This is a genomic window from Mesotoga sp. UBA6090, assembly GCF_002435945.1.
In the GTDB taxonomy this organism is placed as follows: Bacteria; Thermotogota; Thermotogae; order Petrotogales; family Kosmotogaceae; genus Mesotoga.
In genome coordinates, this window is record NZ_DIXC01000038.1 from 12,763 (window position 1) to 35,240 (window position 22,478).

Annotated in this window: 11 protein-coding genes and 1 pseudogene; 6 read left to right on the forward strand and 6 right to left on the reverse strand. The window is 47.5% G+C overall.

Annotated elements, in window-relative coordinates:
- Positions 1-12 precede the first annotated feature (12 nt).
- Positions 13-3,042 carry a type III restriction-modification system endonuclease gene (locus B3K42_RS05275; RefSeq protein WP_110990874.1) on the forward strand — a complete coding sequence of 1,010 codons (3,030 nt, stop codon included), beginning with the start codon at positions 13-15 and terminating at the stop codon, positions 3,040-3,042.
- A gap of 94 nt (positions 3,043-3,136) precedes the next feature.
- On the forward strand, positions 3,137-4,135 hold the full coding sequence (locus tag B3K42_RS05280) for a WD40 repeat domain-containing protein (RefSeq protein WP_110990873.1): 999 nt from the start codon (positions 3,137-3,139) through the stop codon (positions 4,133-4,135).
- Between the two features lie 126 nt (positions 4,136-4,261).
- Here the strand turns inward: B3K42_RS05280 and B3K42_RS05285 are convergent, their stop codons facing one another.
- The 4 genes from B3K42_RS05285 to B3K42_RS05300 form a co-directional block, all read right to left on the reverse strand.
- Positions 4,262-5,020 carry a hypothetical protein gene (locus tag B3K42_RS05285; protein ID WP_110990872.1) on the reverse strand — a complete coding sequence of 253 codons (759 nt, stop codon included), beginning with the start codon at positions 5,018-5,020 and terminating at the stop codon, positions 4,262-4,264.
- Positions 5,013-6,881, reverse strand: coding sequence for an HsdM family class I SAM-dependent methyltransferase (locus B3K42_RS05290; RefSeq protein ID WP_110990871.1), 1,869 nt, complete (start codon positions 6,879-6,881; stop codon positions 5,013-5,015). Before B3K42_RS05290 ends, B3K42_RS05285 begins: the two co-directional genes overlap by 8 nt.
- Positions 6,878-8,539 carry a formylglycine-generating enzyme family protein gene (locus B3K42_RS05295; protein ID WP_292597328.1) on the reverse strand — a complete coding sequence of 554 codons (1,662 nt, stop codon included), beginning with the start codon at positions 8,537-8,539 and terminating at the stop codon, positions 6,878-6,880. The genes B3K42_RS05290 and B3K42_RS05295 overlap by 4 nt, the downstream gene beginning before the upstream one ends.
- Positions 8,540-9,203: 664 nt before the next feature.
- The gene (locus B3K42_RS05300; RefSeq protein ID WP_110990870.1) at positions 9,204-11,003 is read right to left on the reverse strand and encodes an HsdM family class I SAM-dependent methyltransferase; all 1,800 of its coding nucleotides are present in this window, start codon (positions 11,001-11,003) and stop codon (positions 9,204-9,206) included.
- A gap of 488 nt (positions 11,004-11,491) precedes the next feature.
- Here B3K42_RS05300 and B3K42_RS05305 point away from each other — a divergent pair, with 488 nt between their 5' ends.
- The 4 genes from B3K42_RS05305 (at position 11,492) to B3K42_RS05320 (ending at position 21,115) form a co-directional block, all read left to right on the forward strand.
- Positions 11,492-14,587, forward strand: coding sequence for a PD-(D/E)XK nuclease family protein (locus tag B3K42_RS05305; RefSeq protein WP_181419104.1), 3,096 nt, complete (start codon positions 11,492-11,494; stop codon positions 14,585-14,587).
- Entirely contained in the window at positions 14,580-17,477 is a 2,898-nt protein-coding gene (locus tag B3K42_RS05310) for a UvrD-helicase domain-containing protein (protein WP_110990868.1), read from the forward strand. Before B3K42_RS05305 ends, B3K42_RS05310 begins: the two co-directional genes overlap by 8 nt.
- 98 nt (positions 17,478-17,575) lie before the next feature.
- Positions 17,576-19,606, forward strand: a complete 2,031-nt coding sequence (locus B3K42_RS05315) for a formylglycine-generating enzyme family protein (RefSeq protein ID WP_258367362.1) — start codon at positions 17,576-17,578, stop codon at positions 19,604-19,606.
- A gap of 654 nt (positions 19,607-20,260) precedes the next feature.
- Positions 20,261-21,115 (forward strand): exonuclease domain-containing protein, encoded by an 855-nt coding sequence (locus tag B3K42_RS05320; RefSeq protein WP_110990867.1) that lies wholly within the window; start codon positions 20,261-20,263, stop codon positions 21,113-21,115.
- A 273-nt stretch (positions 21,116-21,388) separates the two neighbouring features.
- Here the strand turns inward: B3K42_RS05320 and B3K42_RS05325 are convergent, their stop codons facing one another.
- Both B3K42_RS05325 and B3K42_RS05330 read right to left on the reverse strand, forming a co-directional pair.
- Positions 21,389-22,213, reverse strand: a complete 825-nt coding sequence (locus tag B3K42_RS05325; RefSeq protein ID WP_110990866.1) for a hypothetical protein — start codon at positions 22,211-22,213, stop codon at positions 21,389-21,391.
- A 56-nt stretch (positions 22,214-22,269) separates the two neighbouring features.
- Positions 22,270-22,478 (reverse strand): annotated as a pseudogene (locus B3K42_RS05330) (ISNCY family transposase); the annotation flags it as partial.

The following is a 22,478-nucleotide window of genomic DNA, read 5'->3' on the forward strand; positions in this document are numbered from 1 at the left end:
TGGTGACGGGGTTTGAAGCTTAAATTCAAGCACCAGAAGTTTCAGGAAAATGCCGCGATGGCAGTATGTGATGTCTTCGCCGGGCAACCGTTTTCCTCTCCAACTTATATAGTAGATAGCGGCGTTACAACCGATATACAGAGAGCAATGTTTGCCGAGCAAGATTACACAGGGTACAATAACGGAAAAATCATCATATCCAACGAAGTGATTCTAAGGAACCTCAGAGAAGTTCAGAAGAGGAATCAAATACAGCCGTCTTCAAAGTTAGAAGGCCATTACAACCTCACGATCGAAATGGAAACCGGTGTTGGTAAAACCTACACGTATATAAAGACGATCTACGAGCTGAACAAGAGATACGGTTGGTGCAAGTTCATCGTTGTCGTGCCTTCGGTGGCTATTAGAGAAGGTGTATTCAAATCCTTCGAGATTACAAAAGAACACTTTGTAGAAGAATACAACAAGAAGATACGCTACTTCATCTACAATTCGAGCGACCTGACAAGAATCGAGCACTTCGCGAGCGATAGCGCAATAAACGTCATGATAATCAACTCGCAGGCCTTCAATGCAAGAGGTGAAGCGGCAAGACGCATTACGATGAAACTTGATAGCTTCCGCTCCCGTCGACCAATTGATGTAATTGCCGCCACGAACCCCATTCTTATAATTGATGAACCTCAATCCGTTGAGGGTGCCGCAACCGCCGAGAGACTCAAAGACTTCAATCCCCTTATGACTCTGCGATACTCGGCAACGCACAAGAAGGAGTATAACCTGATTTATCGGCTCGACGCTATGGAAGCCTACAACAAGAAGCTAGTCAAGAAGATTTCCGTAAAGGGCATCACAGTCTCCGGCACCACCGGTACAGAGGGTTATTTATATCTGGAGAAGATAAACGTGTTCCCTAACGAAGATCCAACCGCAACACTCGAGTTCGAAGTAAAACGAAAAAGCGAAGTGAGAAAGGTCTCGAGAAATGTTGTTAAAGGGTACAAACTGTATGAACAATCAGGAGATCTTGAAGAATACCGTGGCTATACAGTGTCCGAAATCAACGCCCTTGCTAACACGGTCAAGTTCACAAACGGTGTTGAAATAGCTGCCGGACAGGTAGTTGGACAGCATAACGAAAATGACTTAAGACGGATACAGATAAGAGAAACGATAAAATCCCATCTAGAAAGGGAGCGGAAACTCTTCAGAGAAGGAATAAAAGTATTGTCGCTATTCTTCATAGACAAAGTAGCCAAGTATAAGCAGTATGATGCTGGAATAGCCTCCAACGGAGAGTATGTGCGTATATTCGAAGAGGAGTACAAAGCCGCTTTCGATAATTTGCAGCGGGAATTCGTCGAAGAGGATTATAGAAATTATCTGAAAGGTATTGCTGCTGAAGAAACCCACGCTGGCTACTTCTCTATTGACAGGGGAAATAATCATATCATAGATGAAGACACGGATATCTCAGATGACTCAGATGCTTACGACCTCATAATGAAGGACAAAGAAAGACTCCTCAGTCTAGACGAACCCGTTAGGTTCATCTTTTCTCACTCTGCACTTCGCGAAGGCTGGGACAATCCAAACGTCTTTCAGATTTGCACACTCAAACAGAGCAGTTCAGATATCCGAAAGCGCCAGGAAGTAGGTCGAGGCCTTAGATTATGTGTGAACGGCGATGGAGAGAGAATGGACAGCAACTCTCTCGGGAGCAATGTCCATAACGTAAATATACTTACGGTAGTTGCCAATGAGAGCTACAATAGCTTCGTAGAGCAGCTGCAGACTGAAATCGCAGAGGTTGTTGCTTATAGGCCAAAGGAAGTGACAGCGGAGCTGTTTGTGAATAGAGTTGTCACCGACAGTACCGGGACAAAGAAACTGGAAATTGATCAAACTACCGCAACTAAGATTTATCAAGTGATGGTAAGGAACGACTACATAGATGAAAACAATTTGCCAACCGAGAAATACCATGAGGATGTTAACTCTGGTAAATTCGTAGTCTCAGAAGAACTGAAGCCCTACAAGGCAGATATCATAAACATAGTGAGTTCCGTTTATGACCCGAAAGCACTTGCCCCGGAGGACGCTCGAAGCAACAACGTAGAACCCAAAGTCAATGAAAAAAAGCTCAAAATGGATGAGTTCAAGGAACTGTGGAAAAGAATAAACTTAAAGTCGGCTTATGTTGTGAATTTTGATACTGATGAACTCGTTAAAAACTCCATAGAAGCAATAAACAATAGCCTGAACGTTTCCCAGATATATTACAGAGTTGAACAGGGAGAGATGGGAGAAATAAAGGGAAGAGAAGCCCTGGAGGCAGGAGAGGCCTTTGCTAACGTCCATGCTGAGAATATCGTTGCAGAACCCTCTGTAAGCACACAGGTAAAGTATGACCTCATCGGAAAGGTCGTTACTGAAACAGGACTGACTAGAAGCGATGTTGCATCTATTCTTACGGGAATAAGAGAAGATAAATTCTCTCTCTTCCGACAGAACCCAGAAGAGTTCATCATAAGGGTGTCGAATATCATAAACGAACAGAAGGCAACGGTTATAATCGAGCACATAACCTACAATAAACTCCAGGAAGCTTATTCGATGGATATCTTCACTGCTTCATCTCTCAAGGGAAAGCTCGGAAAGAACGCCGTTCAGACAAACAAACACCTATACGATTACCTGATCTACGATTCGGAGAACGAGAAGAACTTCGCTGAGAAACTGGACACGCAAAATGAAGTGGCTGTTTACGTGAAGCTCCCGGGAGGGTTCTATATAAACACACCGGTAGGTAAGTATAATCCCGATTGGGCTATCGCCTTCAACGACGGGAAGGTTAAGCACATCTACTTTGTGGCTGAGACAAAGGGATCACTCTTCTTGCTGCAGCTAAGAGATATAGAGAATCTGAAAATCAACTGTGCAAGAGCACATTTCAAAGCTATAAGCAACGATTCAGTCAAATATGATGTCGTTGATTCATGCGAAACTCTTCTTGAGAAGGCTGGACGTGTTCGGGCTTGAGAGAAGGTGTGACTCCTAGAAAAGACACTATAGATCAAGCCATTGAAAGCATACCAAACCCTTAACCGAAAATACTTACGGTGGAGGTGCTTGTTTGTCTGCAAGGTCGCAGAACGGAATTTCTAAGATAGGCACTCTCATTTATTCGAACGTAGAACTTCCTATAGAAGAGATAGAAACTGAAGACAGTGGTGAATTCGACGAGACTTCGTCATACCTAGATAACCGAAGTTCTTATGTGAGTCCTACTGTTGTTAAGTTTTCGTCGGATAGTAGCCATCTTGTATACGGGCTTTACGATGGTAGAGTAATTGTCAGAACCGTCGATAGCTGGCAAAAAGTGCTGGAAGTAAACGCCCACAAAGGATTCGTAACCGGCATAGTCCTTCTAGACGATGGCAAGCGCATTATTTCCTCTTCAATTGATGGTTCAATGATCATTCGAGATATCGTCAGTGGCAAAGAGGTGAAAAGATGGAGCCCGGATGAATCATATGTGCCTATATTCTCGATTGGCATTACAAGGAATGAGGAATATATTATCGCAGGCACTTGGGAAACCCGCATTGTGGACGCTGCCTCTCTGGATATCCTTCGAGTTTTTCCCGAAGGACACCCACTTGGATTCATATCTGTACCGACTCCCGACAGCAAGAAGTGTTTTATGTGCTCTGAGGAGCATCCAATATCCTTGTGGGAGATTGGATCTGGAAAGAGAGTCATGACTCTGAAGAACAGAGTGGGGAACGCTCTCTCATTGACAATGACGTCAAACGGACGTTACTTGGTCGTTGGAAATATAAATGGGACAATCGATCTGTGGGATGCAAAGACAGGAAAGAAACTTAAGACTATGACCGACCGCCATAGGGATAGAATTGTCTCATTTGCGGTGAGCACAGATGACAGGTATCTGGTTTCTGGTGCTTGGGACAAGACAGTGAAAATCTGGGATATAGAGAATGGCAGAATCATCAAATCTATAAAGGCGCACAACGGTAGTGTAAACTCGGTAGCTATAAGCCCTGACAACAGATACATTGCCTCGGGCGGTGAGGATTCAACTGTAAAAATCTGGGGTTCTGAAGGCTAGGGAATATGTAGAATATTAATAATTCATTTAGGGTCCAACAGTAAGATGAGCCTTTAGGAGTTTATGGTAGCTAAACAGCCTCGCAAAGCTCCAAATAAATAGATACAAGTATTCTCTCCAAACCCCTTAAGAAAAGTCTTTGCCCTCCCGTACCGATCTCTTCCAGATCCTGAAGTACTTTGCACCTATGTTGAATTTCTTGACAAACTCGGAGTATTCCGGCCAGATGGGTGCTCTGTAGAATTCGCTGCGGCCTATGCCTCCGTTTATGACATATTCGGGCAGAGGGTTGGTCCCGTAGAAGACAGACCGGGCCATTATCTGCCATCTTCTGGTGAAGTCGGTCCAGTTGCAGCCGAAGGCTTCGCCCGGCTGGATTATGGCCAGGATCTTAGGAGCTATCCTGTTCTCTAGATAAAGCGCCTGATAAGCCGCGGCGCCGTCTGCGCATATGAAAAGCAGCGAGAACCTGGACGGATTATGGTCTTCGCCGTACTCTTCGGTCCTCTCGAATATGAACCATTCGGCGAAGGGCTTCTCGAAAACATCCGAGTAATGGTCGGGGTGGTGGTATTCGGCACGGTCCGGGGTGACCCTGATCCTCCAGCCGTTCGGCGCCAGCTGGCTCTCACTTATTGGAAGCTGGTGAATAACTCTGTATCCCCTGAATCCCTTGTTGGCGATCTCTTCGAGCAAGTTCTCCCTGCTTATGGAGTAGTCGACATATACGAAGCTATGGACATTTCCCATAAAGTACTCGACCGGATGGCCGTCGTGGCCGCAGGCCGGGTAATACAGAGAGTCTTTCAACACGTCATGAATGTCGAATTCCGCGGGATTCTTTATCCATTCGGGCATTTCGGCCTTCGTCACTTCTTCAAACATCGGAATCACTCCCTTCGTCTGTCGAAATTCTTTTGTCCTGCGATCCGCTCTGTCCAGGTCTGTCGGCCTTGATTGCCTCGACCGGAAGCCTCATGGCCTGAATTGCATGCAAGGGCAGAAACTCCATGAAAAGGTGCTTTGTGGCTTCTCTAATGAGAAACTGGCCGTAGTCGCTCCTTAGAATGTTGAAGACCTTTACAGGATCGTATTCGCCGGCGATTCTAAAGACTATGTGATTGCCTGAGGACAGTATCGACGCGTCTGAAGGGATGTCGGTTACCAGTCCTATGGTCGTTATGTCGTCTCTTCTGTTGAAGATGATGTCGTTCTTTCGTAGAAGGGATTTCTCGGCTGCTTTTGTGAGTTCTCCGGCATACTCCTTGAGAGAGACCAGCTGAACTATGCCCTTTTCATCGACTTTCAGACGAGGGTACTTGTAGACCTTGCCTTTATACTCTTTTTCATCTGGCTCATGACCTTCGGGAAGTTCGGCATTCTTCGACTTCCGCAAGTACCGATGCGATTGGAGGAACTCACCGATGGAATCCAGCTCGACGGTCGGGGAAGTCAGGAAGATTTCGTAATCTTCGGGCAGTTGGTCTTTCTTCACGGGGATTATCGAGTAGTCGCCAGGCACCAGGGAATAGCCGCTGTTTTTTATCGTATCGATCTGGATCAGCGCGCATACTCCGCTTTCGCCTTTCCAGTCCATGAAGTTTCTCATGACTGAATCAAGCAGAAGATTCTCCTCCCTCACTTCGAAGCAGAAAGGCTCTCTGCCGTCGCTCTTGGATACCGACATGAAGACCTGTCCTTTCTTGCCGACGGGCTTCGCCTTGTTCAGGACCATCAAACAGCAGTCGTCGTTCCCGCCGTGGACGGCTCCAAGGGGTAGTTGTATTACGGCTTCAAGCCAGTCATTGTCTATGATTTCCTTCTTTCCTTCTCTCAGTTCTCCTCTCGTAATCAGCGTCACGAGCTTGCCGTCATCCTTCATCGAGCGCATTCCATGGTTAATGAAGTTCCACTGGCTTATGAGACCGGACGAGATATTTAGAATATGTCGGAGGAAGAAATCAGTCTTCAGCTCCTGCAATACCATGCGCTCGCCCGTGGGCGGCTCTATAATCACCCTGTCGTACTGCTCTTCCACATAAAGAGTCTCTTTCGTTGGCTTCACGAGGGAATCGCCCCTTACGAGCTTCGAGACGTCGACCCCGACAAGGGAAAGGATAATCTTTGTGAGTCGCCATTTCCTAGGGTCGATTTCAAGTCCGGCGAAGGAAGTGTAGTCGAAGCCTTCTCTCCTGAAGATTGTGTAGAAGGCCCGTCCGTAACCGAAAGCGGGGTCGTAAACGGTCATTCCCGGTTCGATTTCGAGCAGATCGACCATCATATCCAGTATTTCCATCGGCACTATCATGTCAGAATAGAGAAGATTGGAGTCGATCGCAAATGAGAACATTCCCGTGTAGAAGGGGCCTATCAAAAGACCTATGTCCCTAATGGAGAGTCCGTCGATCATGCCGTCGGCGTAAGCGCAGGTTCTGTGGAAGAGGGGCGAGTCTTCTCTGAACGCCCCGCTCAATTCTCCTTTGAAGTCCATGAAAGCAAATTCCGGATGCTCGACGATTAGCTCGGATATCGCGCTCTCCATGAGATCGGCTCTCTCTTTCCCGCTCTTTCCGAAGAACACGAACCTCCAGAAGACGTCACTGAATTGTACGTTCTGTGATAGTTTCTTCAACAAAAGGGAGCTCCAGAAGTATTCGATCGCCTTTTCCGAGAGCATCTTGTTTTGTTGACCGAGTTTGGAAAGAAGATAGATGAAGTTCTGCACGCTGCCCGGAAAGTCCATCATTGCTCTCCCTCGTCGACCAGCACTGTTTTCGCTATGCGGAAGCCGATCATCGAGTCTGCAGTTACTACACAGATGTTGCGGAACGAAACTGCCACTGTTAAAGGATGGTCAACTGCGCTTCCGCCACGAAGAACCTTCCATTGATCTGTTTCCCCATACGGGTTTATTTCCAGTCCCTCCGAGTATCTGTCGCTGTTGTCGCTGCACAGTTCCCAGACGTTGCCGGACATATCGTAAAGCCCGAGTTCGTTCGGGCTCTTCAACCCGACCTCTCGAGTTCTGTCGGATGAGTTTTCAATATACCAGGCGACCTCATCGACGTCGTTACTTCCGGCGAAGATATAATCTCTGCTCTTGTTCCCTCCCCTGGCCGCGTATTCCCATTCGGCCTCGGTCGGCAACCTGTAGCCGGCGACTCTTCTTAAGTCGGTCGTGTGTGAGCCGTCGCAATCAAGCAACTTTCCCAATTCATCATACGCCGGGGGCAGGCCTTCCTTTTCGCTCAACCAGTTGCAGTAAGCGATGGCTTCGAACCAGTTAACACGAACGGCCGGCTTTCTGACATTCGGGAAGTATCTATCTATGAATTCTTCTGCGCCCGTTTCCCTGCAGAACCTCGAGTACTCCTGACACGTGACGGTGTATTTGCCGATATAGAAATCATAGGTAAGTATCACATAGAGGGTCTTCCGCTCTTTTCCGTTTTCTCCCTCCCATACCTCGCTCATCTCGAACTCGCCGTTCTCGACAAAGACGAGATCGTTTTCAGATGTTTCCTGCTGGTGGTTCCCTCTCTGCTCGGAAACAGGTGGATTGAGCCTTGCGGGATCTCCCGAGTACCTCCAGACGGTAATGAAGCCGCTATACCTGCTACGGTACTTCTTCACCCTGTTCGTGTATTCCGGCCAGGGTTCATAAAAACCGGCCATGCCGACGATGTATTCGGGCAGGGGATTGTTGGGGTAGAATATCGTTCTGGCGAGGATCTGCTCTCTGTGACCGAATTCTGTCCAGTTCATGCCGAAGCCGTGCTGCGGAACTACGAGGATCTTCGGAGTGATCCGGTTTTCCAGGTAAAGCGCCTGGTAGGCAGCAACAGCCTCGGTATTGAGAAAGAAGAAGGAAAAGCGTTTCGGGTTGTGCGTCTCGTCGTACTCCTCAGTCCTCTCGAGGATGAACCATTCGGCGAAGGGCTCCTTCTGGATCTCACGCCACGAGTTAGGGTTTCCGTCTCCCTCGGCGGGCAAAACCTTCTTCCACGAAGTATTCAGAATGCCTCGATATCCTGCGAAGTAACCTCTTTCGCGGTCTCCACGGAAGCGATCGAACCGCCTCTCTCCTCGCGGATCGTCCTCGCGGTAATACCACGTAAGCGCGTCCCATCCACCCGGGTGGAGTCTATAGGGGTCTATCGATTCTTGTCGGATCACTCTGTAACCTTTGAACCCGTACTCGGCCATATCCTGCAACAGATCTTCTCGGCTTATGTAGTAGTCGATGTACACGAAGCTGTAAGCGTTTCCCATGTAGCATTTAACAAAATGGCCGTGAAGGCCGCTGGCAAGGTAGCAGAGAGAGTCCTGCAGTATGTTTCTTATGTCGAACTCCCCTGGGTTTCTGATCCATTCCGGCATTTCCATTGACGGTAGTTCCGTCATCAAACTGACCACTCCTCCTCATGATTTTTCGCGATCGCAATCGCTGCCCGATAAACGGGTCGATTATCTTCTCTGACCTCACTACAACCGCACAATGGGATTGTCACTGGATCGGAAACGAGAGAAAGTCTGCTGGCTCGATATTCTGCGGAGCTGAGTGATATTGCTGTTCGGACTGTCCGATGCTCAAAAAAGCTACAAGAAAGACAGCACCGGCTGGATACAACGGCGAACAGAAATGTTCGTGTGGGATTTGGATTCTGAAAGTCGACTTAAGGATACTAAGGTGTCCGTGGTTTCTGCTTCGACACAAGTACCTGATTTCGATAGGGTATGATCTACCTTGGAGACCTCGATTAAACGGTTCTTGAGTAACGGAGTGAATTCACATCCTGTAGATTCGAATTGTCTAGAACAACTAAGTTAATTATACAGCAAAGTTCATGCCCGTAAGTTACGGCGTTATATCTATAATAATCATCTATTCATTACGAAATACTTACATAATTGACGGATGAATCCGTTGACTCGTCTCTCTTGCCCGAAAGAGACGGCCCCTAGTAGATCACGAACAGTCTCACAATACTAGAGCTGTCACGTTTGGGGCCGATCGACTCTCCCCAAGTTTAGCGGACGTGTCGAGGAAAGAGTCTTCGCCACGTCATCACTTCTTTCTGACGATATCCGGTATCCTGATCTCTTCCAATGCGTCAATCCCCATGCCACTCAAGAAGATGGCTGCCTTTGCCTCGCGGATCAGATGCCTTCCGTAGTCGCTACGCAGGACTCTCAAGACTTCAAGAGGATCATACTCTTCCCTTACTCTCAGAGCTACGTGCTCTCTCGAAAGAATCACCGTCTCATCGTCAAGGATATCTCCGAGAATACCTACACCCTCAGCTCCAGGACCAACACAGATAACAATGTCAGACTTTCTCAGGGTCCTGGATTCTGCGACCTCCAACTGAGTCCTGCTATGCCTCGTCGAGCGGTACAAATCTATGACGCCTTCCGAATCGGTCGCCACTCTCTCCAGAAGATAGATCCTGCCCGATTCTTCATCCCCATGAAGCGGTGTCTCCGAATTCATGCCGTTCTCACGGTCGTAACCGACCCTCTCTGGATTCCCGCCGGTAATGAACTCACCAATCTCTTTAAGCTCGATCATCGGGGCGTTGATAAGTTCTTCATAACTTACTTCCTTTCTCCCGGGCAAACCTGCAGATATCGCGTAATCTCGCGGTCTCAGGGTGTATCCGTTTGCCGCAATCGTCTGAATCGAGACTATGCCGCTTCGATTCGGCCGTGAGACCCATTCCCTGTACTGCTCTGTAAGTCTCGATGGCCAATCGATCGGGTTCCGTATGTCGAACCAGTCGATCTGCTTTTCCGATTCGGGAACCACAAGCAGCACTTTTCCCCTTCTTTGATCAGGTTTGGATTTGTTTATTAGGAGAATGCTTGTCTCTCTTCGAAGAAAGTTGCCCTTGCCGACGGGAAGCTCTATTACTGCCTCCAGCCAGTCGTTGTCGACTATCTCACGGACCGGGTCTTCAAGTGCTATTGTCTCGATAAGGCTTACCATTTTCCCCGTTGGCTTCAGACATTCGATTCCGTGTTTAATGTAGCTCCACTGGCTTCCAGGAACCTTGGATACCTCCAGATTGTCTCTTGTCACATACCCGGTCTTGATTCTGAAAGAGAGAAGCTTCTCGCTGGATGGCGGCTCGAGTATCACCCTGTCGTACTGAGAATTCGACAGGAGTGAACCGTCTTCCGGCCTGGCCAGCGGGTCTCCCTGCTTCAGATTCACGGCATTCAATCCGAGTAGAATCAAAGCCATCTTTCCGATCCTGTGTCTGTACGGGTCTGCCTCCAGGCCGGCGTATTCGAGGTTTTCGAGGGTATTGTTCTTGAAGATGCCGTAAAGGATCCTGCCGAAGCCCGTTGCAGGATCGTATATGCTCATTCCATGATGGACATCCAGCAATTCGACCATTGAATCGATGACCTGCGGGGGCGCCGCCGAATCTCCTTCAAGCAAGTCGGATTCCATGGATACCGAGAGCAAAGCCTCGTACAGAGAGCCACTTTTTTTGAATATATCCACCATCGCAAGTCTATCCACGAACGAGTCGGCGTAAGCACATGTCTTCTGAAGCAGCTCGGGCCCTTCGCTGAAGATCCACACGTACCTGCCTTCATATTCGATGAATCTGAACCGGGGATACCTGCTGATTATCTCCTTCAAGGCCTTCTCTATCAGCACTGCCCTTTCAATTCCGCTCTTGCCGAAGAGAGCGAATTCTTCGAAGACATCGAAGTAGTTCTCTCGAAACGAGTTCTTTCTGAGCAACATGTTGGTCCATAAGTACTCGATAGCCCTTTCCGAAAGGCTTCGGTCTTCCTCTCTCAATTTGAACAGAAGATAGACAAAATTCTCTGCAAAACTTGCAAGATCCATTTCAAGCCCCCTTTTTCATTATTGATGCAATCGGAGATCTCACTCTTACTGTCTCAACGTGAAATCCACGGAATTTCGCTTAATGTTTTTTTCCGTTCTTCACCTCCTGCAATCTTAATGCTCGTAACTTCACAGGCTTCACCATAACCGACAGTCACCGGAGCAACCGATAGCTCGGGTTTGACCTGTGTATTGTGATGAAACAAGCACTTTCGTTATATGTGAATAGAGAATTTCGCCAAAAACAATCGCAAACCGTGACGGAAGACTGCCTTGTCCATGGCTTTGGAAATGGGATACGATTCAACTACCGCATGCCTTCCTTCGCACAGGATCTTTCTCGGGTGAGTGACGGCAATGAATAATGTTGTTAGACGTAACGGCAAGACTATATATTTGATTATATCAGGAGTGAGATACGCATTGTTTACGCAACTGAAAACTGTACAATGGTAGTAAAGTTAAGATCTCTATTTAGGAGGCAGTTCTTGAAAGGTATTCTTGTCTGTGGAAAAGAAGGTAGAAGAAGAAGCGATTACTTGCTGCAGAAGATCCAGAAGAGCTACAGCGAGGATCCCTTCTCGTTTCTCTTCGTCGGACCCTCCTCATTCTTTCTGCAAACTGTGAAAGATTCCTTGTTGAATAGCGGGCTTTCGATTGCCGCCGGACAGTTCTCTACGGAGAGATCTCTGGCCATGAAGATAGTGAGGGAGATGTTCCCGGATCGCAGAGCCGTTCCCGAAAGAGGCGAACGAATAGAGATCGCTAAGGCCTTCGAAAAGGTCAAGAATTACTATCCTTCAGAAAAGGCCACGAGCTACTTTCATGAAGCCATCGTAGTCTTGAAGGAGAATTTCGGAAATTTCGAGACGGCGTTCGGGAGAGAAGACGTCGTTCCCGAGGTTCTGAAGAAAGTCTACGCAGAGCTTCAAGAACACTTTGAAGAAGGCAAGCTTTTCGATTCATACGATGCTATGAGGCTGGCGGCAGAGCAAACCGATCTCGAAAGAGGCGCTTTCGGAAATACTCTGTTCATAGACGGTTTCTACGATTTCAGTCCGGCAACCAGGGTTTTTCTGAAGAATATTATGCGTTGTTTCGACGAGGTCTATCTCTCATGTCCTGAAGATAGTGATAGAAAAAATCTGTTCAGGGAAAGTCAAACCATTTCAGCTCTCTTCGAGGGCATCGACTTCGACACGATAAATGTTGATCGAAGCGAAAGCGGCACACTTACAAAAGTAAAGGAGATTCTCTTCTCGGATCGGGAAGAGTTCAATGACACCGGGTGTGAAAACGCTGAGATTGTCGAGTGCAACGATCTGTACGGAGAAGTCGACTTCGTCGCCAGGGAAGTAAAGAGGGCGATAGCGAAGGGAGAACTGAAGCCGGAGGAGATAGAGATTGTAATACCGAATCAGGATTACTGGAGGGTGTTGAAGAAGTCGCTGAACGACTTCGGAATCCCAGTAGTGAGCAAGAATTCGGTTTCCTTGCTCGAGTCGAAGAGCATCCAGACCCTTCTACTGCCGCTTGAAGTGGTATCCGATTCTTTCGAGCCTTCGGGAATCCTCGAAATGATAGATGCCGGATACGGTGGCGGTACCATAGATTCCGTTCTTTTCGAGAAGGTAATGGCTTCGGCCGGTCTGCAGTTCGAAATGTCTGGAGCCACGGCAGAGGATGCAAAGAAGGTGTGGCTGGAGAAGCTCAATTCATACAGAGGTTTTCTCCAAACCAAATCTTCGAGTCTCCTTTCCAGTGACGATCTTGACGACGACTTCTCTGCTCTTTCCCAAATCCAGGAGATAAAAGAAGAGATACGGTTCATAGACGATGCTGCCAAACCGGCTGTCAAAAGGGTTTTTTCACTTCTCAATAGCATCGAGAGAAATGTAGCGATGCCTCTTTCAAAATATGAAGACTTCTTCCGAGTCTGTGAAGAGCGGCTTGGATTAAGAGAGCTTCCGGAAAACAAGGAAAAGATTTTAGCCTCTGAAAACATTGCCTGCGTCGAACAGTTCATTCAAAGAGCCGTTCCTTCACACGCCGGGATTCTTGAAGCTATGGAAATCACCGAGTACGATCCAGAAAAATACTACAAGTCTCTCATGAAGTATCTGGAAGGCGAGGATCTGCGGGGCGAGGCCAATATGGGCGGTGGAGTCGAAGTCCTCTCGCTGATCGACTCTCGATACACTTCGAAAAAGGGCAAGTATTTCATGGGATTCAACGAGGGAAATTACCCGGTTTTGTCTCTCAATCCACTCTATGCGGGCGCTCAGTACTCCGAGCCCCGAGCCAAGGACATCCTGGGCATTCAGGAGAACAGGCAGAAGCTGGGCCTTTTTCTGGCGATAAGCGGCGCACAGGAGAGGCTCTGCATAACTTTCTCGAATTCCACGGTCGATGGAAACGTCTTGATGAAGTCTCCTTACGAAGGGTCGATTCTTGGGGCATTCGGCAAATCGGAGCCCAGGCCCCACGGCCGCGTAGAAGGGAAGCGCACCGATCTCGTGTCCTCGCCGTCGGAGGCTATGAGCCCGGCGGATTACAAGCTCTCGATAGCTAGTCTATTCAGGGAGAGCCCCGAGCAATGGGAGATACATAAAGACTCGGAAACAGTCTCCACTCTGGAGAAGAACCTGAGCTCGATCACAAACGACTTTTCCTTCAAGGGCCCCGGTGTGAAAGCAGCCGAGGAGCTGACGGAGAAATGTATAAGCTTCTCTACGGTCGGGACCTACTGCAAGTGCAAATTCAAGTATTTCTTGAACTATGTGCTGGGTTTGCAGCCTGTTCCGGAGGAGATACTAGAGCTTTCTCATATGGATGCGGGGAGCGTTTTCCATGCCGTTCTCAGCGATCACCTCGGAAGTGGCGTCCCGCTAGATGAAAGCCTCGAGAAGAATCTCCGGAGGTTTTCTGGCGGCATAAACAAATCGCTCTTCAAGAGGCGCTATGATCAGATGCTGAGAGTCCTTGAGGATTATCTAGAGTTTGATAGGTTGAGAAGCAGCAAACTGGGTGAGCGCGTTCTTCATACAGAATTCGCATTTGGCTTTGATGATTCAAAGTTTTCTTCTCTTCATCTAACCACCAAAATATGCTTTCGGGGTTTTATTGACAGGATAGATATGCTGGAGAACGAGAGTCTATTCATAATAGATTACAAGAGCGGCACAAGTATGACTTCTGCCGTTCCTGAACAGCTCATCATATACTCTATGGCCGTTGAACAGGCATTTTCGAATGAAGGCCGAAAGGTAGATGGAGGAGAATTCCGATCAATTAAGGGCAAGAAGAAGGGCAAACCCTTTCGTGTGGAGGATAAAGACGGAGAAAGAGTCTGGAGTTTCCGCAAAGGCTTGAATTTCATAACATGTGATCCAATTGAAGGTGGAAAGATCACAGATTCCGAACTAACCGTCGGAGTGGAGGCGGTGCTTCAAAGCATAATGTCTGGGGAGTTTTCGGCTGAGACACAGAAAAAGGAAGAACCTAAAGACTGCTTCTTGTGTGACTTCAGGGAAGTCTGCGATCTTCTGAAGTGGAGACAGAAGGGTGGGCCAAGCGATGAATAAGAACACATTCATCTCCGCTTCTGCAGGCACCGGCAAGACATACAGGCTGGTGGAGGAATACATGGAAATTCTTCGCTCCGACGAAAAGCTGGGCATCGAAAACATCCTGGCGATTACCTTCACTGAAAAGGCCGCTGCAGAGATGAAGGAGAGAGTGGCGAAGGCGATACTGGAACAAATAGATGAAGCTGCCAGCGAAAGCGAGCGAAAGAGATGGAAAGAGATCAATTCAAGGGTTATGCACGCCTGGATCTCTACTATCCACTCCTTCTGCGCGAGAATACTCAGGGAGTCTATTCTGAATACGAATTCCGATCTAGATCCTGGATTCTCGATCATTACGGGAACGAAGAAGATACTCGAACTTCAGGCCCTTGGAAGATTCTTCTCGCGCAACCTCGATTCTCTCGACGAAATGATAGACATCTACGGTCTGGACAAAACTTACAAAATCCTCGAAGAGTGCCTGTCCAAGAAGAGACACAACATGTATCTCTACAGCCCACTTGATAACAAAGATAAGGAAGAGAACGCCGAGAAAATCTCCAGAGCGACAGCTGTCTGTCACGAAGCATTTGTGAAGCTCAATAAGGAATACGAGGAACTGACTCTGAAGAAGGCACAGCTCGACTTCGAGCAGTTGCTGGAAGAGACAAGGAAGATGCTGAACGACAACCCCAAGATAGCAGAGGTGTATTCCAGGAGATTCAAGTACATTTTAGTGGACGAGTTCCAGGATACGGACGAGCTTCAGGCGGAGATTATCAGTAAGTTGACGGCTTCGGGGAATGTTAAGGTGCTTTTTGTCGGGGACGACAAGCAGTCGATATACCGGTTCAGGGGAGCGAACGTCGAGATCTTCAATCTGACAAGAAGGGAATTCGAAGAAAGGGACGACGACACGGACACTCTCGGAAAATCATACAGATCGTACCCGGAGATTGTGACGTTCCACAACATATTCTTCAAGAAAGTGATGAGCAACCCAATGCTTGAGGCATTTGCGTCGAGGTACGGCAAAGATGTGGAGGCCCTAGAGCCTCACGGTAACAAGAGAGAAAAGCGAGTAAGAATACTTGAAAGCAAAGATAAAGACCACGCAGGACCCGTCGCTGCTTACATACGTTCGCTTCTGGATGAGGTGCTCGATTTCAGAGAGGGAAAATCTGTTGTAACGCGCAAGATACGGCCAGGGGGCATAGCTATACTCCTCAGAAAATTCAAGAACGTCGAGCAGTATCAGGAGGCGCTTGAAGCAAATCGGATTCCTTACTATACGGTGGGCTCTAGAAAGTTCTTCCAGCGGCCCGAGATAGCCGGACTGATAGCATTCGTCAGTTTTCTCGGCAATCCCGCAGACGACAGGGCCTTCCTGTCATTCTTCCTTTCTCCAGCATGGGGAGGCACGCTTCAGGATGCGGCGAGACTCAAGGAGAAATACAGTCACTTCTATGATTGCATCATGAGGAGCAATGATGAATCCTTCGTCGATCTTCGCACGATCATAACAAGGTATTCGCGCCTTGCAAGACTACTTAAGCCGGGAGAAATTCTCGACTCCTTCGTCGGAGAGACGGACTACCTTCCTAAGATGACGCTCCTTGCAATGCCCGAGCAGTGTCTGGCCAACGTGATCAAATTCCTTCAAATATCCAAGGAGCTCGACTCTCTCGGGATAAGTTTGAGGGAGTTTTCGAAGAACATCAAATTGTATTCCGAGGAGGCAGACGAGGGCGAAGCGGCCCTGGAGAACGAGAAGAGCGACAGCGTGAAGATAATGACAGTCCACCAGGCAAAGGGGCTGGAATTTCCCGTTGTGATCGTTGCAGAGATGACGGAGAATCCGAGGAAAGAGACCCCTTCAATGCTTTTCGACACAGCTTCGAAAGGCTTCACTCTTTACAGCAAGGAACTAACGACGGATGACCTAGACTTGGTGTATAGAGCAGATCTGAGAAAACAGGTCGAAGAAGAGAAGAGAACCCTCTATGTTGCGCTTACAAGGCCCCGGGAAATACTTGTGATGAATGTCGACAAAGAGGCCATGGAGAAGGCGCTGAAAAAGAAGAAAGACGATACGGATATCGGCTGGCTTCCTCAGATAGTGATTGGCCTCTATAACGAAGAAACGGGACAGCTGGAGGAAGAACTCGAGGACCTGGTTACTTTTGTGAAGGCCCCGACTCTCCTTGAAGGTTCGGAAACTCGACGTGTAGAAACCCCGTGGGAAGAGCCCGATATCGATTACATGAAACGCTTCGATCATCTCAAATTCAGGAGAATAGTCTCGCCCACCAAGCTCGACTACGATGACAAACCGAAGGTGATTCTGGAGATCGACAGTATCGAAAGAACCTCACGATCCTCTATAGCCGAAGGGCTGTACGTTCACAGGATCTTCGAGCAGCTCGGAAACCCCGCTGGAAGACCAAAGGGAAAGAGACTGAATGAGATTCTGAGCGATCCTGAACTTCTAGGAGGGTCGGCAACCCCTGAAAGGGCAAAGGAGATCCTGGAGCAATTGAAGCGACTTGGCAATCACGAGATAATTCGCGAAATCGAGGACTCAGAGGCTTGTAGAAGTGAAGTGCGCTTCGAGAGAGCCTTCGGCAAGTTCATACTGGCAGGCGTAATCGACAAACTCTACAAGACACCCGACGGCTGGAAGATCGTCGACTTCAAGCTGGCCGAAAAGAGAGATGACATGCTTGGCAAATACAGGTTCCAGATGGAATTCTACCTGTATCTTCTGAAGAATTCTCTCGACCCTGTTTCGGCGACTATTCTGTATCTCAAAGACGGCGATACGGAGACCGTGACCCTCCAAAACACTCGCGACTTCGAAATCAGCCTCGAAGACTATGTGACCCATCAAAGAGAAGAAATATGAAGAACAGTCTCTGAACGGGCATGTTGTATGGAACGTACTGGAGAACGGAGAGCTTCATTGCCTGCCCAGTGAGACTCCGTCTAGAAGGAGTGAGCTCTTTGAACGGAAAGGTGAGAGAACGGCTGGCGGATCTGGTGAAGACGCACAGTGTAGGTATACTGAATCGGCCGGATAAGGTCGAGGCCTTGCTCAAAACATCCTTCGGGGAATCTGAAACCGAGATAACGGCTATCGTAACAGCTCTGAGAGAGGGCTTGCTGAGCGAGCTACTTAAAGGCGAAGACTCCTCTGCACAGAATACTGCAGTTGCAGGCCTTTCCCAACGACTAAGAGACAACTACGGCATGAATGAAGAGGCCGCGACCTGGGCTATAGAAAGCATAGCCCTAGCGCTTGGGAAGCTGACGCCGACCGGAACTGAATCTTCCGGGATAAAGACGGCAAATGGGGACGAACTGGTCCATGTCGAGGGCGGTACTTTTGTCATGGGGGACACCTGGGGAGACGGAGACGACGTTGAGAAACCGGCACACAGAGTGAATATCACTTGCGATCTCTACGTCGGCAAGTATCCTGTGACCTTCGAAGAATACGACAGGTTTTGCATGGAGACAGGAGCCACGGAACCGGAAGATGAAGGCTTAGGAAGGGGAAGAAGACCGGTAGTCAACGTGAGCTGGTTCCAGGCGACCTGGTACTGCAACTGGCTCAGCAAGAAAGAGGGCTTACCACCGGCCTACTATGAAGACGGGAGCCTGCTGGACGAAAACGGGAAGAAGACGAATGACATAGCGAGAGTAAGGGGATACAGGTTGTTGAGCGAGGCCGAATGGGAGTATGCGGCAAGGGGCGGGAAAGAGAGCCGAGGTCACAAGTATTCCGGCTCCGATGATTCTGACCGGGTTGCCTGGTTCGACGAAAACTCCGGTTACGCTCCAACCGATTTGGATGAAGCGATGAGGTCCAAAGAACAGAAAAAGACCTTCGAAGAGAAAAGGCTCGCACCCCACGAAGTTGGAATGAAGATGCCAAATGAACTTGGCCTATACGACATGAGCGGCAACGTTTGGGAGTGGTGTTCCGATCGATGCGATGATTATGCGGATTCGGAACAGACAAATCCATATTCAATAAGCGAAGGCGGCCGGGTTATTCGAGGCGGCTGCTGGTTCAAATCCGCCAATTTAGCAAAGATTGCTCACCGAGAAGGCCTTTCACCCATTGAAATCTACAATGGCGCGGGCTTTCGAATCTGCAGAGCGGCAGATCGAAAAACAAAAACAAATTCATCTTCAGAAGGCCACGAAAGACAGGCTGTTGGGTCTTCATGTATGCCAGCAGGAGAGGTCCCCGACGTGGTACTCGTCGAGAGAGGTAGCTTCAAAATGGGAGACACCTGGGGCGACGGGTTGATAGACGAAAAACCGGTTCATGAAGTCACAATCATGTATGACTTCAACATTGGCAAGTACGAAGTCTTGTTCTCAGAATTCGATGTCTTCTGTGAGGCCACTGGAAGAATCCCTCCTTCCGACGAGGGCTGGGGAAGGGGAGATTTGCCCGTCATAAACATAACTTGGTGGGACGCCGTGGAGTTCTGCAACTGGCTTAGCGAGAGAGAAGGTCTCCCAAAGGCATATGACGATGACGGTCACCTCCTGGATGTCACGGGAAAAGCTACAAACGAAGTGGAAAGAGTGCCCGGATACAGGCTGCCGACGGAAGCCGAATGCGAATATGCGGCCAGGGGAGGTAACAAGAGCGAAGGTCATAAGTATGCAGGAAGCGACTACGTGGATGAAGTCGCCTGGTACTCCGAAAATTCGGGAATCAAGACGCACGAAGTGGGAAAGAAGGCGCCTAATGAGCTGGGAATCCACGATATGTCCGGCAACGTCTGGGAGTGGTGCTCCGACTGGTACGAGGAAGACTATTATGGGTACAGCCCCAATGTAAACCCGTACAATACTGAAGGCGACTACGAACGGGTCATGCGGGGCGGCAGCGTTGGCCTCAACGAGACTTTCGCCCGGGTAACTCATCGCGATTATCTGGAGCCCTCTTCAGCGGGCAACGCCGTCGGCTTTCGCATATGCAGAACAGCCAAAAACCAATCCGAACTTCTTTGACACAACCAAATACTTTTTTCTCAATACACTTTTAGAATCATTTACTGGTGGAACCGGTTCCTTAGAAAATGGAGACGGGAAGATGACAACCTACACTGCGCAGTTCATCCACTGTAGAACGCGCTCATAGAAAGGAGCAATCATATCTGGAGTCCAGATCTTCATTTCGGAAAACAGCAGGCCCGCTCTTGTCATGAGCTTTCATCTCGCTGCATAAAATAGAGATTCTTCCTCTGCAATCACCGTTTCTCAAAAGTCCTTATAGATACTGCTAACTCATCATTCGGAGGATGTACTTTCATTATGATCGTAGCTGAAACTTTATCTGAAGCAGATCAGATTGTTTTCAAAGAACTATCTTATTCTTCGATACTATGAACTAAACAAGAATCTGAATAAGTTTGTTCCGATGTGAAGAATAGCATTAGTAATGCAAAGTCGCAAAAATTCATAAAGAAAGAAGGTCTCACAAAAAACTATCAGAAGAGTCTCCAGAAAAACCAAGAGCGGGAAGAGATTCCTTCACATAGATAACTTGAGTGTCTGTAATCCAGATTTATTAAATGAGAGGGATACACTTCTCGTGATTACATTGGATCAGAAGTCTTTGCGATGCTGCGTTATAATCTCTAAATTCGAAAGGAGAGCTGTTCTATGGAATTCACCGTAATTGACGTTGAGACTGCAAACCCTGATATGAGCTCTATATGTCAGATTGGTATAGCAAAGTATGAGGACTTTTCTCTTAAAGATGTATGGATGTCATACGTAGATCCGGAGCAAGAATTCTCTCCATCTAATGTATCAATTCATGGCATTGACAAAAGTACTATAAGGGGTGCTCCAATCTTCCCCGATTTGATACAAGTACTTACCTCCAATCTAGACAAAAGAATTGTTGCAAGCCACACAAGTTTCGACCGTCTAGCGATAGATAAAACCTTCCGTCGGTACGGATTTGCTCCGCCAGAATGCTCCTGGCTTGATTCAGCGATGGTAGCCAGAAGAACTTGGAAGGCTTTCGCCAAGAGAGGTTATGGGCTTCATGACCTGTGTCAGTTTATAGGCTACGAATTCAAACATCATGATGCGCTTGAAGATGCCAAAGCTGCTGGTCAAGTTCTAATTGCAGCGATGCGTGAAACGAAAATGGATCTTGAAGGATTGCTTAAAAGAGTCCAGCAACCAATCAATCCGAAAGATTCCTCTGCTATTAGACGTGAAGGGAATCCTGAGGGGATACTTTATGGCGAAGTATTGGTGTGCACAGGCAAACTGCAAATTACTCGCAAAGAGATGGCACATCTTGCATCAGAGTGTGGATGCCGGGTAATGGACAGTGTTACTAGCGACACTACGATTCTTTTGGTCGGCGATCAGGATATTGAGAGACTTATGGGGTATGAAAAGAGTTCTAAGCAAAGAAAAGCTGAAGCTCTAATTGAGCGAGGAAAAGAGATAAAAATACTGATGGAAAGCGACTTCATGAGCCTCCTAAAGATTGTTTGATTAAGAAGCTTTTGCTTTCGATTTGTGAGTTTTCAAAAGGCACTTATCTTGCTGATCTACGAATGGTATTAAATGAAGCACTTTAATGCGACTGAGCATTGTTTCAAGCGCTTCTCGATTTTGCCGTGGGTAGTTGACTTTCTTTTCATAAGACTAATCTTCTTTGCTTTACGAGACAAAGCAAAAGTCTAATAATGAGGGAAATGGCGAAACTCCAATTTTTCCCAATCCGCTCTCAGTACTTTAGTGTTTCGAACCAGATGTTGTCTCTAACTATAGAGGTACTACGTTCTGTTCATATAGTGCATAACCCAGTCTGTTCGCCTGAGCGATTTTTATCTCGACCGGTAGATTTATCTGATTTGCGAAGTTCGTACGAATTCTATTCAATTCAGAATTGAGTGCGGTTTTCTGAGGATCATGATTTGATACCGCAATTATATATTCCGGAATCTGATCTGAAAAAGATGTCAAGGAATGTTTGCAGTCACTTATGAGTCCAAGTTCCAATTTCTGATTGAATACTTCTAACATCTCATTCTTCATATAGTGAAACCCCGAATTTCCGAAGACACTAATGACATTCTTGACGTGATCAAACAATCCACAGCTTCCCTTAAGAGCGCTATCACCAAACTTCATTTCAATGATAGCTAACCTTACATCCTCAGTATTCTTCCGAGCAGCTCCTGAAGAAATCCACTTAGCCGCTACTGCATCCAATCTAGTCCCAGATTTCGAGTCAGCATACTCTATGTCACAAATGTAGTAATCTGTGCTGTTTGCAACACTTGAATAGTTGTTCTCTCTTATCATCACTTGCTGGTTTTCTCTTTCATCCCATGCTCTTATGTTTCCAAAGTAAATATCCATTGCATTCTTCATTTCGGGGAAAGCACTGATCCATGCTTGAACATCATTCAAAGTGATCAGATCATCATTTGGATGAAGTTTCTTACCACCAGAGTACCCACTGTCAAAAGACGCTCTGAATCCATTGTGCGGTTCTTTCTGAACCTTCATGAGATTTCCGCCACGGTAATAGATGTTGATATAGTCTTCTCGTATCTGAAGATCAAGAGTACGGTCAATTCTCACCGTAATGCATCATAATTAAATCTACTCAAGAGAGAGTTAATGCATCAAAATAGAATCTACTCGAAATCGAATTGAAGGGAATTAAGAACACCTCCCTTTGACTTAGATTTTAGTATTTGTATGTCAACCAATAATTCCTGAGAATGTGCTATATTACTCTTTAGTTTGTATAAGTCTAGGGCTTCGTGAACCTTGCGAAGCTCATCTTTTTTTGTACAGTCAATCCAGGGAGAGTTAAGAACTCTTTCATACGGAGTAGCGAACT